The following is a 15,416-nucleotide window of genomic DNA, read 5'->3' as shown; positions in this document are numbered from 1 at the left end:
ATGGTTATGGTGTTATTGAAATGGCAAAATGGCACTCACAAAACTGAAAGTGCACTTGATTGCACACTGTTGAATCGACATTAAAGGGCAGTGTCCCACTGTTTGGTATCGACAAACCACCGTTCCTCATAGATTTTGTCGCCATCAAACTTAAACAACACGGTAAGCTGTGATGATTCAACCTTTGTAGATTTCCATTCCACTATAGAAATCACTTCGCTGTCCCCTTCTATATGACGCAATCCCGTAATTTCAAACCCTGTAGGGAATGCGCCCCCTATTCCATCTAATGCACTTCGAAATTGGCTACGCCCTTTTAGGACATCATTTTGCCCTGGCATGATGAACGTCATGTCTTCAACATAATCCATCACCAATTTATCAAAATCTCCAGCCCCGACGGCTTCCCACCCTTGTTGCACGATATCAGCTAACTTCATTAGTCTGCCTCCCATATTATTAACAGTTTTAACTATAGGATGGATTACTAAATCAAGAAGCCGCTATTTACCGCCCTTTACGGACACCGTTTAATGGTCGGTAATACTTCTGCTAACTCTTGATCGTACATTTCAAGTACCGATTCAAAACCATACTTCGGCTGCCAGTCCAAATATTGTTGCGCAGCTGAAGAGTCATACACCCTGTCTAAGGTTTTTGGCAGGCCCCAACCTCTCTCTTCAAAGGCAACCGCGACTTGAGGTTGTAACTCTTTTACGAGCGAATTAGCGCTTGTAAACAACCGTTGGCAATGGGATGCATCAAAAGGTGTTTTTCCTGAAATAATGAAGCGATGAAAACCATTTAAGCGTTTATCTAATGCGCATAAGTGCGCACTCGCCACATCACGCGCATCGACTCCGCGGTTTAAACGATAGATCGCCATTAGGTCGACAGGTTCAGGAAAGCAACGCGACATTTGAAGCACGGTGACAGGCAAGTTGAACAAATCAGATATTTCTTTAAGGCCGTTCTCTGCTGCAATTTTGCTTCGGTGGTAAATCGACTTAGGTTGTGGCGTTGTTTTTTCGTCAATCCAGCCTGCGGTACCCTTTGGAGTAGACGCATGACCATATAATGCGGTAGTACTGGTAAATACAAAATGTTCAATACCATTTTGTAGCCCTTGCAATGCCAGTTGTTTAGTCGCATCGACATTAATACTTTGGAAATCTTCTTCGCTTGCAATACCAACATGTGGAGCATGCAAAGCCGCGGTATGGACCACGACTTTAACCCCGTCTAATGCTTTGTTCACTGTTTCTTTGTCTCGAATATCCCCAACAATATCGACGGTCGAACATGGCGTGGTATCCAATCCTACAACCTGATGGGTTCGCATTAACTTTATGTATATTGCACGGCCAACCCTTCCTGCGGAGCCTGTGACGAGTATTTTCATCCAAAACCTTCGAAAATCTTTCTAATTATTTACTAATAGCAAATCCGAATTAGAAGTACAGAAAGATACAAAGCATTGCCTAAACTATCTTCTTCTCTCGTCTAGTACCTCTTTAAACGCAAACATACCATTTAAAGCGGCAGGAAAACCGGCATAAACCGACATTTGTAATAGGACTTCTTTAATCTCTTCCTCTGCACACCCCACATTAAGCGCTGCGTTTAGGTGAACTTGCAATTGAGGCTTGCAGTTACCTAATGCCGTTAGTGCTGCAACCGTCGCTATCTCTCTGGATTTTAGATCTAACGCTGGTCGCGTATAGATATCGCCAAATGGATACTCGATAGTAAAGCGCGCTAAATCAGGGCAGATACCCTCAAGACTTTCGATTACTCGGTGCCCAGCCTCACCATCAATTTTAGTGAGCTGCTCCATGCCTGCGGTAAATCTTGTGTTTTCCATTCGATACTCCTTCTATTGTGTAGGAGTAAAGCGTACAAGTTAGAGTTAACTCTAAGTCAAGTGACTTTGTTGTCCTTATATAAGTTAATCTTAGTTTCAAGCGCTGCTAGATGGCTTTGCTGCAATTCAATATGTGCTTGTAAACTCTTTTTATGGCGTTCTAAAAGCTGCTGGCGTTGTTGCGCTGTATCCGCCCCTAATGCACGTAACTGAGCGTATCCCTGAATCTCAGAAAGTGGCATTCCTGTCTCTTTTAGTCGCTTAACAAAGGTTATCCAATCTATGTCTTTCTGCGAGTAATCTCGGTGGCCGCTTGTATTACGCTGCACATTGCTAAGCAAGCCTATCTTTTCATAATATCGAAGAGTATGAGGCGACAACCCTACCCTCTCTGCAAAACTTCTCATGTTCATGGTTGATCCTTTTATTAGGCTGAGCGCAGCAATAATGAAGTCATTGATTGTTTAGGAAAATAAGCGATGTCGTTTTTAATCAATAACTTAGTGCCGAAATTTCTCAGTATTCATCAGTGAAACGTTAACCTTAACTATTGTGATTAGTCCCTTCCATTCACAATACTCCAGCAATCAATACCGAGACGAGTATGCCTGCAATAAAGCTAGGTGAATGAAAGGTGCGTTTTGTGTTTCGGTAAGGCTCTTTTTGGGGTTCTTCTTGATAGGTTTTAACAGCCAGTGCTTTGATGTAATTGTTTTGCATACTTTTCTCTCCCTGTTTAAGTTAAGGAGAGGATAAAACCTCAAGTTAAGTTTAGGTCAAGAGAGTTTTATTGAATCTATCAATATTTAATGATCAAGCTGGCGTGAACATTCTGAACCGTTAACAGCATTTACCATGCTTCTGAATTGGTGGGCAAGGCACACTTCCAAACGAACAAAACACGCAACAATCGCCAGCGAGCGGTTTTAATATCACACCACAACCTCGGCACTCATAAAAATAAAGACAAGCGTCGACTGGCATTTCTTCTAAGCTTTTAAACCCGCAATTAGGACAAACTAATTCCGATTCCAACTCAATATCCATCTTCTTTACTCACTTAGCATTTCATTTAAGCATAGTGAACATTCAACTACGAACATGCTGCTCTCAAGCTGTGAATGGTTAAAGGAAGCGTCTCATTTGGTACAAAGGCCAAACTTGCCCATCAAATACTTTATACTTGGGCTCCCTATCGAAAACTTCAAACCCTATCGATTCATAGCACTTTTTGGCTGACACATTATTTTTAAATACTGCTAATGTCACAACCGTTATGTCGCTGTTTGTTTTCGCCTTTTCTATAGCCGCTCTAATCAAAACTTTACCAACTCCCTTCCCTCGAGAAGACGGAGCAACGGCGACTCGACAAAACCGTAGTTCATTCGTAGATGTGGTTTGAAATTCGATGAAGCCCACCAATTCGTCTTGATTCATCAACACAAAAAACTCGATTTCATTAGCTAAAGAGCGCTCAATGATGGCTTTAGATAAAAGAGGCCAACCGAATACACGACCTCCCCACATGAGTGCGTCTTGTTTGCTCTCAAACCAATCTTTTACTATCGACGCATGTTCATCTTCGAAAGGAACCAACTGCATTTATCACCTCTATGTGTTGCTACGTCACAACTTAAGCATCAACCTGTTTCAATGTTTAAGCGCACTTCGAGCATTCTCAGCTCACTTGGCTTACAAAACCTTTTCGTAACACTGCTCAAGTTGAACTTTTCCCCACAGTTCAAGCTCGCGTTCGACCACAAGCTCAAAACCATTTTTTACATACAGGGCTTTAGACGCAGCCAACCCATCAACGGTCCACAGGACCACCTTTGAATAACCGGTAGCAATACAAAAGGTAAGAGCATTATCAATCAATGTTTTGCCTAACCCTTTGCCACGCGCCTCTGGAGAGACTGAAAACCAACGCAACTGCGCTTCAGATTGAGAAACTTCACAAATACAGATGGAGCCAATCAAGGTGTTATCGCTTTTCGCTACCCAGATTCTTTCACGCGAGTTTTGTCTCTGCACAAACTGCGCAAGAGGCTCTGCCACATAGGCCTCAAACGTTGCGTCATAGCCGTATTCTTTTGAATAAATGAGCCCATGCTGCCTAACTACATCCCCCAAATCACCCGGGACGAGAGTATTGGTAATGATCATTGGTTGTCTTTCCTTTGACTGTTCGACTGACTATTGTTGTATTGTGAAATGTAGCTTCTTAGTTTAAATCTGGGAGTGAAATGACGACTAATTGGTAATTTCAAATCGAGCTTCTCGACTTCAACTGCCTCAGATCCATATTCTTGTTCAAACCAATCCCACTCGACCGTTTCGATGCGTTCCATAACACCATTTTCCGTTAGCAATGTTGCAAACTCTAGAGGCGAAAAACCTTCTTCTTCAGCGATAAAATGCTGCTTCTCACTCAACGGCTTACTGCATGTGGCCAACAATATATAGAAGCTGGCGACATCCTTTACATGAACATACTGATTGTAACCCACACTGGGCATGGGGACTTGTATGGTGCGGTGAGATTTTTCTTCTAGAATACGCCGTAGTTGGCAGTGCTCACCACCATAAATTAAGCTTGGGCAATACACTAAGTGCCAACCATTCGCCAAAGCACGTTTTACAGTTCGGACATCCTGTTTTACAGCTTCTAGCGGTTTGAAATGAAAGTGTCGCAAGTCTTCACCTGCTGCTTTTCCAAACAACCAAACGCCTGAGGTATGTACCTTTACGGCACGATCAGACGCAAATCGCTCCAGGTCTGCTAACAAAGCCTGCTCAATGTTTACAATCTGGTCGGCACTAAACTGAGACCAATGCGGTCGGGCACAATTAATCACTACATCAAACATGCCATGCATTTCAGTATTTGATGTAGTCACACACCTTTCTTCACTCAAAAGCTGTTTTGAATCGCGAGAATAGATATAAACATCGTGCTCGCAACGACCAAATGCCTCTACTACATGGCGTCCAACGTACCCACTTGCACCTGCGACTAGTACTTTCATATTCCTTTGCTCGTTCAGACTATCCATCAATGGAAAGGAGAATTTTCGAATTAATAGTTACATCTATATCACATTCTCTTGCCGTAACAACACCGATAAATGCCACGCATCGTGATTCAATTTAAAAGGAAATGGTCGCTACCGCTACTTGTTACTAATTTCGCTATATAGCACTAAATTAGAAAAAATTGCGTTCATTTGGTTAATCTTATGTTTCATATTTAACAGCTGCGCAACCCTCACAAACCGATTACTGTTAGTAGCACGTCCACTACACCGGAAAGAAAGTGATGAAAGTTCTTATTCGATACACACAAGCAGGCAAATACAGAGATCAGGCATGGGAAGCTCTCACCATAAAAGCCAAAGGAAATATGCAAGCCGTGACGCCATCGTATGCAGCACAACTCATCGAGCAGAATAAAGCGAGCCTTGTGACCGACGACGACCAAGATATCGTTATTCACGCCTAGTCTGCTAGCCCTAACTACAAATTACGAACTTAAGCTGACTACGCCAATATCGAGATAAAAGCAAAACGCCCAACACATCAGCGTTGGGCGATTTCAAGAGATTCATTTCAACAATATGGGCGAGCTTAAACCTGTCGCTACATTTGATAGTCAAACACTACGATATCTTCAAGCAGAGGTCTGAATACAGATTTTAACACTTCGTGCTCTGGGTGTGGCAAATAGTTCTGACGCCCTGCTTCATCAGAAAAAGTCATCAGCACAGAATGCGTAAATCCTTGGTTCTTGTTTTCTGGGCTGTCGTTGATTCCCCATTCAACTGCTACAACGCCTTCGACCTTGTTTGGCATTCCCTCAAAGAGTGTTTTCAAATGAGCAATATCAGAGGATGAAGCGGTTTGTTTGAATTTGATCAGCAATATATGACGAATCATTAAGGTCCCTTTCTTCTATTCAATAGCGATTATCACGTGGCATTTACCATACTCTAAATGAACACGTTACTTAACGACTTTATCAAGTTCTTTCTGTAGCCTTTCGATGTCAGGGCAACCAAGGTAAACGTTATTTCCACTTTTCATCGTTAGCTTGAGAGCACTACCCACTGAGGCATTGTATAACCAACCATCTTTCAACAACCTAATTCCAATACCTTGATACCATTTGGTTTGATACGTTGAAGTTTCTACAATGTCTAACGCGCTTAATTCCTTTCGAAAAAAGCCGGACCCGAAATACCAACTCACACGTGTATTTTTAACTTCCACTGTCATCGACCAAAAGAGCCCAGCGAGCACTAGGTTAATTGCTATCGCAACTAACACGCTCAGGTAGTCGGCCGAAGTTAGAACGACAGCAGCACTGATGATCACAAGAATCACTAACAACGTCTTATTAAGTTGCGTTCGTTTATACATAGCCTTTGTCCCTCACTACGATATCGGAGATCGATGTTACTAGAGTTTATCTTTAAGTCCGTATGACTAAGATGTGAAATGTCAGCGTCGGCGACTGCATGGGCATATTGCTTCGCCATGAGTGCCCCTATCAGGCGGAGAATATAATCGTCAGAAATTGAATGTGACTTATTGATCACCGATAAGCGACTTCTCGCAACTTGCTTTTCATACTCATTCCTGACCCTAATCAAACTAAACCTACATTTTATAAGCCTTTAATTTCATAAAATATAATCTGCACTATACTCAAAATATAAATGCAACACGTTGAGTATTTGCTTATGGATAAGCCTATTTTATTAGTTGATGATGAAATCAATATTCTTAACTCATTTAGAAGAACCCTTCGTAACCACGTCTCTCTCGATCTCGCTAACTCAGGTGAAGAAGCCCTCAAACTAATCGCAAAAAAACAATACGCCGTGGTTATCTCTGATATGAAAATGCCAGAGATGAACGGGCTTGAGTTGCTCCAAGCCGTACAAGAGTTGTCGCCCGATACCGTCAGAATGATGTTTACTGGCAACGCGGATCAAAAAACAGCCGTCGACGCGGTAAATATTGGCGACGTGTTTCGGTTTATCAACAAACCTTGTTCACCCGATGAACTGCTCGTCTATATAAAGTCAGCGATCCATCAATACGATTTAATCGTGGCTGAGAAGGTTTTACTCAACAAAACGCTAAAAGGCGTCATCAGTGTGCTAAATGAAGTGTTGTCATTAGTGAACCCTGAAATCAGCGAACATAACTCTCGGATTCAATACCATATGGGACGGCTCGCCAAAACGATAAAGCTCAAACCCCATTGGAGCTTTGAGCCTATGGTTCAGCTTTCGCAACTGGGCTACATCATTTTCCCTGAAAGTACATTAAAGAGCATTCACGATGGCAAACAACTGTCTGAAGAAGACCAGCAATACTTTACCCAGCACGCAACGCTCGCAGCCGACTTAATTCGACGTATCCCAAGAATGGGAACCATAGCCAATGCCATTCAATATCAAGACAAAGGTTTTAATGGTGAAGGGCTACCCGAAGATGAGCTCAAAGGAAAAGAGCTACCACTTGGCGCGCGAATGCTAAAGATTGTGTGTGACTACACTCGCTTAGAAAAAGCCAAAGTCCCAGCATTACAAGCCATCGAGACCTTGAGTGAGCAAAAAGAGCTCTACGACCCTACTCTGTTCACGGCATTTAAAACAACGTTAACTTTTGAAAGGCCCGTAGCCAGCATAGGTATCGCAGACCTTGCTCCAGAAATGGTGTTAAATCAAGAGCTGCGGACTGACCGCGGTCAGTTAGTGGCGAGTAAAGGCCAGAAAGTAACTGACGCGTTGATCAACATCATCCGACATTGCTTACGTAATCGAGCTATGTCTTGGGATGCGCAAGTTTCCATAATAGAAGCTGAGGTCAAAGAGCCAACCAAGCTTCAGGACCATCAAATATAAAGAGCATAAATATAACAATGTCAGTTTCTATTGGGGTACAAGGCTATGTTTGAGTTTTGGCGATTTCAATCCGTAAATGAACAAAATTACCTATTACTGGAAGGTCAGTTTAATGTTTATCTCATTCTTCTCTCGGTGGCGATATCGAGCTTGGCGGCTTATTCATGTTTAATCGTTATCGAACGGATGTGGTTTTCCAATAACGCAAAAACAGTAAAGCTTTGGCGTGTATTCGGCAGCATCGTTTTCGGCTTAGGCGTATGGGCGATGCACTTCACGGGTATGCTGGCATTTATGATCCCCGTACCTATGTCTTATGATCCTGGATTAACTTTACTTTCGTTAGTGCCCCCTATTTTCGGAGCCTTTTTCGCATTTCAAATTCTGTCTAAGCAAGATTTCTCGGCCATTAATATTCAGATGAGTGCGCTTTATCTCGCACTAGGCATTGGCAGCATGCATTTCATCGGTATGGAAGCGATGAAAATGGACGTGCTTATGGTATACGACTTCACGCTTTTTGTTCTCTCCATCGTAGTCGCACACCTTTTTGCATGCATTGCGATTTACCTCATTAAGCTTCAAAACCAAAGCTATAACGAAGAGGTACACCGTCGGTTCTTCGTGTCCACCATTATGGGGCTTTCTGTCGCTGGCATGCACTACACGGCGATGGGTTCAGTTAGCTTTTATGCAGCAAACGGGGCAAGTAACATTGGCATGCACATGAGTAATGCACACATGATCGCTCTTGTGGTGGCGTTTTTCGCTATCGTTATCGTTGCGGCCACCGCTTTTTGCTCGATTGTCGACAATCGACTGCAAATTGCCGAATCTTCTGTTGAAGCGAGTCTAACCCGTGAAAAAGACATCGTGAATAACCTTGCTGATGGCCTGATCATCGTCAATGAAACAGGCGTAATAGACAGCATCAACTTCATGGGCTTGAAGATGTTTGATTACAAAGAAAGCCTAATTACCGGTAAGAATATCCAAGATCTGATGCCGAAGTTTGATCGCAATACCCTACCCGCAGAAGATGTCGCACTTTTAGATCATCAAACCAATATTGCAATGGAAGCGATGCGAAGTAACGGGCAAATGTTTCCTGTCGAAGTGAGTATTTCTGCCATGTCGACTCGCCACGACGACATGCGTTTATTCAACTGCGTAATTCGCGATATTTCAGCGCGCTTAGAATTAGAGCAGCAATTAAGGCAGGCGCAAAAACTAGAATCCATGGGGCAACTTGCTGCGGGTATCGCACACGAAATTAACACGCCAACCCAATATGTGTCTGACAATACTGTTTTCCTCAAAGACGCCTTTCAAAGCTGCTTAAATACCATCAACAGCGTCAAAACGCTTACTGAAAGTCATCAAAATCAAGCAATTGAAGATTACCCTCAACAAATCATGAATGAACTTAGCCAAAACGACATTGGCTTCATGACTGAGGAAATACCGCTCGCATTAGATCAGTCCCTTGAAGGACTGCAACGAATAAACAAGATCGTCCGTGCAATGAAATCCTTTTCTCATTCGAGTAACTACGAGAAACAAAATGTCGATATCGCCGAAGCGATAGAGTCCACGATCACTATCGCTCGTGGTGAATGGCGTTATGTTGCCAAAGTAGAAACTGATTTCGATGAAAACCTACCGACTGTGCCTTGTTATCGCGATGAGTTTAACCAAGTCATACTGAATTTTGTTATTAACGCGGCACATGCAATACAAGAAAGGTACGCCGACATTGATGATTGTTTAGGCCTCATCAAAATATCAACTCAGCTCAGTGGAAACGACGCGGTCATCAAAATTGAAGACAACGGAGTGGGCATTCCAGAAAACATCATCAATCGAATTTTTGACCCTTTCTTTACCACTAAAGATGTAGGCAAAGGGACAGGTCAAGGATTAAACCTCGCCTACTCAGTTATTACGGATTTACACAAAGGAAAAATAAAAACGGAAAGTACCCCAGGCGAAGGCACTACCTTCTCTATTATCCTGCCGCTTGAGATGGCACAAGAGAACCCATCAAGCATCGATAACAATCAAGAATCAGAACTTTCGGATTCTACGGAAGGAGGCTATCGTGAAAGTCTTACTGGTTGATGATGAGAAGATGATCTTAAACGGTTTGAAACGCGCCTTGTTTGGCGCAGGTTGGGATTTGTATACAGCAGAAGGCGGTGAAGCAGCGTTAACGATACTTGAAAATGAGCCGATAGACGTGATCATCTCAGACATGTTAATGCCAGGTATGGATGGCGCTGAATTACTTAAAATCGTGAGTAAACAATACCCCAGCATTATTCGCGCATCCCTATCAGGCTATTCAGATCCTATCATTACCGTAAAAGGCGGCTTTTTTGCCCACCAAGCGTTCACTAAACCCTGTAAGCCTGAAACACTCAAAGAAGAGATGGCTCGAATTTCAGAAATACTCGACCTTTTTCCGGACAGAACCATTCAAAGTGCCATCGGTACTATTACTTCGCTCCCGATTAGCCCTAAGTCCTTCTTTCAGGTACAAAGAAAACTTCAAGACAACAGCGCATCAATGCATGAGATTTCGATGCTAATAAGCCAAGATCCTGCAATGTGCGCCAAGATTTTGCACATCGCTAACAACGCTACTTTCAGGGATAAGTTAGAAGTTAGCAGTATTCCTGAAGCGATTAACCGCTTAGGGCGTCAAATCATTATCAGCATTATGTCGCTTTTAGAAGTCGGGGCCGTTTCACTCAACGATGCCAGTAAACCGCTCGAAGACCTACGAACCAACAGTTACAAAGTCGCCATGCTCGCGTCTGGTTTTGTCGACGATGAACAAAAAGATAAGGTGTTTTTGGTGGGTATGCTTCACCACCTAGGAGAATACGTAAGAATGAAAATCACGCCAGATCTAATGAGTGCTTATATTTGTTCAAAAACGAAAGGAATGGATAAATCGCACTTAGAAAAATACCTATTCAACACAAAATCGGAACAACTTGGCGCCTATTTACTCTACTTTTGGCGTTTTCCAGCTTCAATCATCAACCATATACTGATCCACAATGACCCTGAGCAATTGATTAAAGAGCCCTTCGGTGCGGCCTGCGCAGTCTACGTAGCCAACTGCCTAATCAGTGGCGAGAAGATTTCAGAGCAAGTCGTCGCTCATTTCGAGTTAGAAAACAAATTGCCATTATGGGCTAGCCAAGTTCGCAATTGATTATCCGTGCTTCCACGTATCTAAATCTAAGTTCTTTATCCCGACAGCTACATGGCACTCGCCGAGATATGAATCCTTCGTTGTACTCTCAAAGCTACTCATCATTCCGCAAACAAAAAAGCTGAACGAGTACATAACTTCGTTCAGCTTTCACGGCATACTGATTTAGCAAGCGCGGCTCATTAGCCGCGAATGTAATTCAATAATTGCTCGCTTAATCGGGTTAATGAACCTTGCTCAGGATTGGTGTGAGAAAACGTTCGGATTCCGTAAATTCCCATTACCAGAAATTGAGAGAGCTCTTCAGACGAACGTTCTGCAGAAATTTCATTATTCTCTTGAGCGAGTCTTAGCTTGTCAGTAAATGCATGCTGCCATTCGTTCAACATTGTACTGATAATGCCTTCAACTTCATCGTCTTGATGCGCCAGCTCACTCATTGCTTTTTGAAGCAAGCAATCTTGAATCTGTTCACTTTCACACTCTTCAACCACATTTTCCAAATATGCCGTTAAGCCATCAATAACAGTTGGCTTGCTATCAAACAGGGCTTGAAACTCAGCATTACGCTCTGAGCGATAATGTTCAAGAGCGGCAACCAACAGCCCTCGTTTGTTTTCAAATGCACAGTAAATTGACCCCGGATGTAAGCCCGTAGCCTTCTTCAAATCTTGCATACTGGTTTTGCTGTAGCCCTTGCTAATAAAAGCATCCATGGCAGATCGTAAAACTTTTTCTCGATCAAACTCGGCACTGCGCATATCGGTTCTCAGATTAAGTGGGTATTCGTAGATTCTAACCGATTTTGAACATTCATTCAAAAAAGTTCTTGAATGATCGTTCAAGTTGTTCTAATTTGAATGGGCATTCAAGAAATCACCGAATATACAAAAGGCTCAGCATGGAAAACTTATTTCAACCTCTCGCACTAAACGAAACCATCACACTACAAAACCGTATTCTAATGGCGCCTCTCACTCGCTGCATGGCGGATGAAAACTTAGTTCCAACTCAAGCTATGGCGGACTACTATGCGCGCCGTGCTGACACGGGACTGATCATTTCTGAGGCGGTAATTATTCGCCCTGATGGCCAAGGCTACCCAAACACACCGGGGTTGTTCTCGCCTGAACAAATTAAGGGCTGGAAAGTCGTGACAGACGCCGTACATGCGAATGGTGGCAAAATATTTGCTCAACTTTGGCATACAGGCCGTGTAGCCCATCCACACTTTTACAACGGTGACCACGTACTAGCACCATCAGCGAGTGCTGTTGAAGGCACTGTGCCTCGTATGCGCGAATTGACTTACCTTGTTCCTAAGCCAGCAACCAAAGATGAAATTGAAGAGCTAGTGAAGGATTACAGCCAAGCTGCCGCGAATGCGATTGATGCGGGGTTTGATGGTGTAGAGATCCACGGTGCAAATGGCTACCTTATCGACCAATTCCTACACTACTCTAGTAACGTTCGTGAAGATGAGTTTGGTGGCAGTGCGGAAAACATGGCGCGTTTCCCGTTGTCAGTAATTGATGCAATTTCGGATCGTATTGGTGAAGACAGAACCGCTCTGCGTGTATCTCCGGGGGCTTACTTTAATATCGAAGAAGATAAACGTGACCGCGAAGTTTTCGACTACTTGCTTACAGAGCTTGACCAGCGAAACCTAGCATATCTACACGTTGGTATTTTTGATGACTCGATGACCTTCGACTACTTAGACGGCAGCGCTTCTGCTTACCTACGAGCGAACTATAGCAAAACACTAGTAGGTGTAGGAAGTTACACTGCGCAATCAGGTAGCGAAGCGATAGCGTCGAATAAGTTTGATTTACTGGCTATCGGTCGCCCACTAATCGCCAACCCAGATTATGTCGCTAAAGTGAAAGCTGGTGATGAATTAGTTGCATATTCTGACGAAATGCTTGCTGAATTAGTTTAAACCTTTGATAGCCACAAATTTCAAAAATTAACGCAACACTGCCTTTTCGTTGCCACATATTATTGTTTCCAGTTGTTCTCCTTTCACTGAAAACACTTTCGCCATCAGGCTCATTCTTGATGGCTTTTTTGTTTATTTACGGTTATATACTTACCATCAGATATTGATTAGACCTTTATTAAAAAATCTGTCGATTAAATTAATTAACCCCATCCAGTTAATTACATATAGTCTGAATAGATATAATAGAATTATAAAGGGAAAATTAAAAACAAAGTGAATATCTATCTGATGATTTAAAAAACGGAAAATATCTAAAATGATTAAAGACTGATAAAACCTATCAAACGAAAACCTTATCAAAAGCTAATGTAGCACTCGCTAATCTAGCACTTAAAAACTCCTAAATTTTACTAATCCAATTGGATAAACACCAAAATTCATGGATAAATCCGCTTTACCTCTTGTAATACACTTGCATTGATTTATAAATTCAGTCTTGGATGAGCATCTCTACACTTTTTCATTATAAACAATAACCTGTGATATAGATCACCATTTTAAAGTTATCGTTAAGTGCTATACGCTTGGTATTTTTGCCATTTTACAGCACAAATGAATATGCCAATCACTAGATAATGATCATAACAAAATTATAAATACTGCTTAGGAGTTAAGTCATGCACTGTTCTTTCAATATAAACAACAATAATGAGAGCTTGCAATTGGTCTATAATGAAGAAAAAATTTATATAAAAAGGAACTGCAATAAAATATCAGAGGAGAACCTTAATAGTAAAGAAAGTTTTGTACTAAAATATTTAGCCGAGAATTCCTCTATCTCAAACCCACAGTCTGCACGTGACGTAGAAGAATCTTTTAAATCACACTTTAACGAAGAATTCAGTTTATACGCATTAAAAAACATTATTGCATCAATACGAAAGAAATATCGAAGTTTATGTAAAGATGCAAATATAGAAAGTAATAGCGAGTTAATATCTAACTTATATAAAGTGGGCTATTTCATCGATTTAGAAAAGAGGCCGACTGACTGCAAAAGCACCAAAGTCGATATTAGCCAGTTTAAGCCCTCTTCCCTTGACGTTATCAAACTCATGTTCACTTCATACCACCAAGAGCTGATCAAATCGTCGATAAAAATGGTGAGTATTTCATCTATTATTCTTTTTGTTATCTACTTTTTCCAGATTCTATACACAACGAAAATAGCCAACGAGTACAGCGAGAATACCAAAGAAATCGCTGAGGAAGTGATGAGTTACGGCTGCTATCGAGATGGTTCTGTACACGCATTAAGGCACTCACTCAATCTAGATTCCGTTGTCCTTACAACCCAAGATGACGCTTGTTTTATTTCTAGAAACGAAAGCAAACCAGTAGATGCGGACAACAATGATGACTTCTATAACAGTCTAGATTTCTCTTACACTCGATTTAATAACCCGGATACGGGCACTAGCCTTGTCGCACGAATCTCTAAGCGTTCGATAGAAGCGCGCTATCGAAACTCACTTTTACCGCTGTTCATCGATTCTGTATCCATTGAGAAAAATGGCTTTTACATCGTCACGCTTGGAGATCCAGGCATCAAACTTTACAGCTATGATTTACCTTCCGGTGCCACTCTCACACTTTATAGTCAGCACATTCTCACGTTATGGGTGGCGTTGTTTCTTTTTCTAACGATTTTCTTTTATCGCACTTACATCATCGGCTTTTTGAAGTACCTAATTCAATGGCAGCATATTAGCTTCGAAGAAGAGCCAATCATTAATACTGAAGACAACAGCATCCTATATTACGAATTGCTTTCGCGAGTTCGCAATGTTGGCGTTCTTGATTTCATCAACTCAATGAGGGGAATCAACCTACTGACGTTTCATACGATCTTACTCATCGAAACAGTAAAGAATGCCAAATTGAACAACAGCCACGCGATCTATGGTGTGAATGTTTGCCCTAGCGCTTTAGTTGGAGCCAATTTCAGCAAGATTAAACATCATTTATCAGCAATGGAAGCCAATGAGTTCATCGTCGAGATCACTGAATATTCCAACATAGGATATGGTTGTGAGGTCATTGATAATATTAAAGAAATTAAAAGTTTAGGCATTACCATTGCACTGGATGATTTTGGAACGGGTAATAACAATATCGAGATCATTAGCGCGATATCACCGACTTACCTAAAGCTTGATCGTTGCTTCGTAAAGGATATCGAATCTGGCGAACACCATAAGGGGGTTTTATTGAATATTTCAGAAATCGGTAGGCTGTCGAACATGACCATGATTTATGAAGGTGTTGAGACACGTAGGCAGCAATACATCCTTTGCCAACTTGGTTACTACCTACACCAAGGTTACCTGTATAGCCGAGCAGAAAAAAACGAGCAACAGTAGCCAGCCCAACTACAGCAACCACTCTCCTTTTTATAATGCCAGC

The 15,416-nt window shown here is 42.0% G+C and carries 18 protein-coding genes; 6 read left to right on the top strand and 12 right to left on the bottom strand.

Annotated elements, in window-relative coordinates; genetic code table 11:
• Positions 1-80 precede the first annotated feature (80 nt).
• The 9 genes from ELZ11_RS10045 to ELZ11_RS10010 all read right to left on the bottom strand — a co-directional run bounded on the left by ELZ11_RS10045 (position 81) and on the right by ELZ11_RS10010 (position 4,893).
• Entirely contained in the window at positions 81-440 is a 360-nt protein-coding gene (locus tag ELZ11_RS10045) for a nuclear transport factor 2 family protein (RefSeq protein ID WP_137357271.1), read from the bottom strand.
• 77 nt (positions 441-517) lie between these two features.
• Positions 518-1,402, bottom strand: coding sequence for an NAD-dependent epimerase/dehydratase family protein (locus tag ELZ11_RS10040; protein WP_137357270.1), 885 nt, complete (start codon positions 1,400-1,402; stop codon positions 518-520).
• A gap of 84 nt (positions 1,403-1,486) precedes the next feature.
• On the bottom strand, positions 1,487-1,864 hold the full coding sequence (locus ELZ11_RS10035) for a carboxymuconolactone decarboxylase family protein (RefSeq protein WP_137357269.1): 378 nt from the start codon (positions 1,862-1,864) through the stop codon (positions 1,487-1,489).
• 56 nt (positions 1,865-1,920) lie between these two features.
• Positions 1,921-2,277 (bottom strand): MerR family transcriptional regulator, encoded by a 357-nt coding sequence (locus tag ELZ11_RS10030; protein ID WP_137357268.1) that lies wholly within the window; start codon positions 2,275-2,277, stop codon positions 1,921-1,923.
• Positions 2,278-2,434: 157 nt separating this feature from the next.
• Positions 2,435-2,584 (bottom strand): hypothetical protein, encoded by a 150-nt coding sequence (locus ELZ11_RS23785; RefSeq protein ID WP_167494657.1) that lies wholly within the window; start codon positions 2,582-2,584, stop codon positions 2,435-2,437.
• A 120-nt stretch (positions 2,585-2,704) separates the two neighbouring features.
• Positions 2,705-2,911 carry a GDCCVxC domain-containing (seleno)protein gene (locus ELZ11_RS24010; protein ID WP_137357267.1) on the bottom strand — a complete coding sequence of 69 codons (207 nt, stop codon included), beginning with the start codon at positions 2,909-2,911 and terminating at the stop codon, positions 2,705-2,707.
• A 78-nt stretch (positions 2,912-2,989) separates the two neighbouring features.
• Positions 2,990-3,466 carry a GNAT family N-acetyltransferase gene (locus ELZ11_RS10020; protein ID WP_137357266.1) on the bottom strand — a complete coding sequence of 159 codons (477 nt, stop codon included), beginning with the start codon at positions 3,464-3,466 and terminating at the stop codon, positions 2,990-2,992.
• Positions 3,467-3,556: 90 nt separating this feature from the next.
• Positions 3,557-4,030, bottom strand: coding sequence for a GNAT family N-acetyltransferase (locus tag ELZ11_RS10015; protein ID WP_137357265.1), 474 nt, complete (start codon positions 4,028-4,030; stop codon positions 3,557-3,559).
• Complete coding sequence (locus ELZ11_RS10010) at positions 4,027-4,893, bottom strand: NAD-dependent epimerase/dehydratase family protein (protein WP_137357264.1); 867 nt, start codon at positions 4,891-4,893, stop codon at positions 4,027-4,029. The genes ELZ11_RS10015 and ELZ11_RS10010 overlap by 4 nt, the downstream gene beginning before the upstream one ends.
• A 290-nt stretch (positions 4,894-5,183) precedes the next feature.
• Here ELZ11_RS10010 and ELZ11_RS10005 point away from each other — a divergent pair, with 290 nt between their 5' ends.
• Positions 5,184-5,366 (top strand): hypothetical protein, encoded by a 183-nt coding sequence (locus ELZ11_RS10005; RefSeq protein WP_137357263.1) that lies wholly within the window; start codon positions 5,184-5,186, stop codon positions 5,364-5,366.
• 137 nt (positions 5,367-5,503) lie between these two features.
• Here ELZ11_RS10005 and ELZ11_RS10000 read toward each other — a convergent pair whose 3' ends face one another.
• Together ELZ11_RS10000 and ELZ11_RS09995 are read right to left on the bottom strand one after the other, a co-directional pair.
• The gene (locus ELZ11_RS10000; RefSeq protein ID WP_137357262.1) at positions 5,504-5,800 is read right to left on the bottom strand and encodes a Dabb family protein; all 297 of its coding nucleotides are present in this window, start codon (positions 5,798-5,800) and stop codon (positions 5,504-5,506) included.
• A 66-nt stretch (positions 5,801-5,866) separates the two neighbouring features.
• On the bottom strand, positions 5,867-6,283 hold the full coding sequence (locus tag ELZ11_RS09995; RefSeq protein WP_137357261.1) for a hypothetical protein: 417 nt from the start codon (positions 6,281-6,283) through the stop codon (positions 5,867-5,869).
• Positions 6,284-6,606: 323 nt separating this feature from the next.
• Between ELZ11_RS09995 and ELZ11_RS09990 the strand changes: the two genes are divergently transcribed.
• From ELZ11_RS09990 to ELZ11_RS09980, 3 genes are read left to right on the top strand one after another with little or no spacing between them, the layout of a single operon-like run.
• Positions 6,607-7,779: an HD domain-containing phosphohydrolase gene (locus tag ELZ11_RS09990; protein WP_137357260.1), complete on the top strand. Its 1,173-nt coding sequence runs from the start codon at positions 6,607-6,609 to the stop codon at positions 7,777-7,779.
• A 45-nt stretch (positions 7,780-7,824) separates the two neighbouring features.
• A complete protein-coding gene (locus tag ELZ11_RS09985; protein ID WP_137357259.1) occupies positions 7,825-9,900 on the top strand; it encodes an MHYT domain-containing protein in 2,076 nt (691 codons plus the stop codon).
• Positions 9,881-11,005 carry an HDOD domain-containing protein gene (locus tag ELZ11_RS09980; RefSeq protein WP_137357258.1) on the top strand — a complete coding sequence of 375 codons (1,125 nt, stop codon included), beginning with the start codon at positions 9,881-9,883 and terminating at the stop codon, positions 11,003-11,005. The genes ELZ11_RS09985 and ELZ11_RS09980 overlap by 20 nt, the downstream gene beginning before the upstream one ends.
• Positions 11,006-11,187: 182 nt before the next feature.
• Here the strand turns inward: ELZ11_RS09980 and ELZ11_RS09975 are convergent, their stop codons facing one another.
• The gene (locus tag ELZ11_RS09975) at positions 11,188-11,766 is read right to left on the bottom strand and encodes a TetR/AcrR family transcriptional regulator (RefSeq protein WP_137357257.1); all 579 of its coding nucleotides are present in this window, start codon (positions 11,764-11,766) and stop codon (positions 11,188-11,190) included.
• 140 nt (positions 11,767-11,906) lie between these two features.
• Here ELZ11_RS09975 and ELZ11_RS09970 point away from each other — a divergent pair, with 140 nt between their 5' ends.
• A complete protein-coding gene (locus ELZ11_RS09970; RefSeq protein WP_137357256.1) occupies positions 11,907-12,947 on the top strand; it encodes an alkene reductase in 1,041 nt (346 codons plus the stop codon).
• A gap of 680 nt (positions 12,948-13,627) precedes the next feature.
• Positions 13,628-15,373: an EAL domain-containing protein gene (locus ELZ11_RS09965; protein ID WP_137357255.1), complete on the top strand. Its 1,746-nt coding sequence runs from the start codon at positions 13,628-13,630 to the stop codon at positions 15,371-15,373.
• The last annotated feature ends 43 nt before the right edge of the window (positions 15,374-15,416 follow it).

The sequence above is a fragment of the Vibrio profundi genome, assembly GCF_005281835.1.
Classification (GTDB): Bacteria; Pseudomonadota; Gammaproteobacteria; order Enterobacterales; family Vibrionaceae; genus Vibrio; species Vibrio profundi.
Note: the sequence above shows the minus strand (reverse complement) of the source record. Positions and strands in the feature narration are given on the sequence as shown.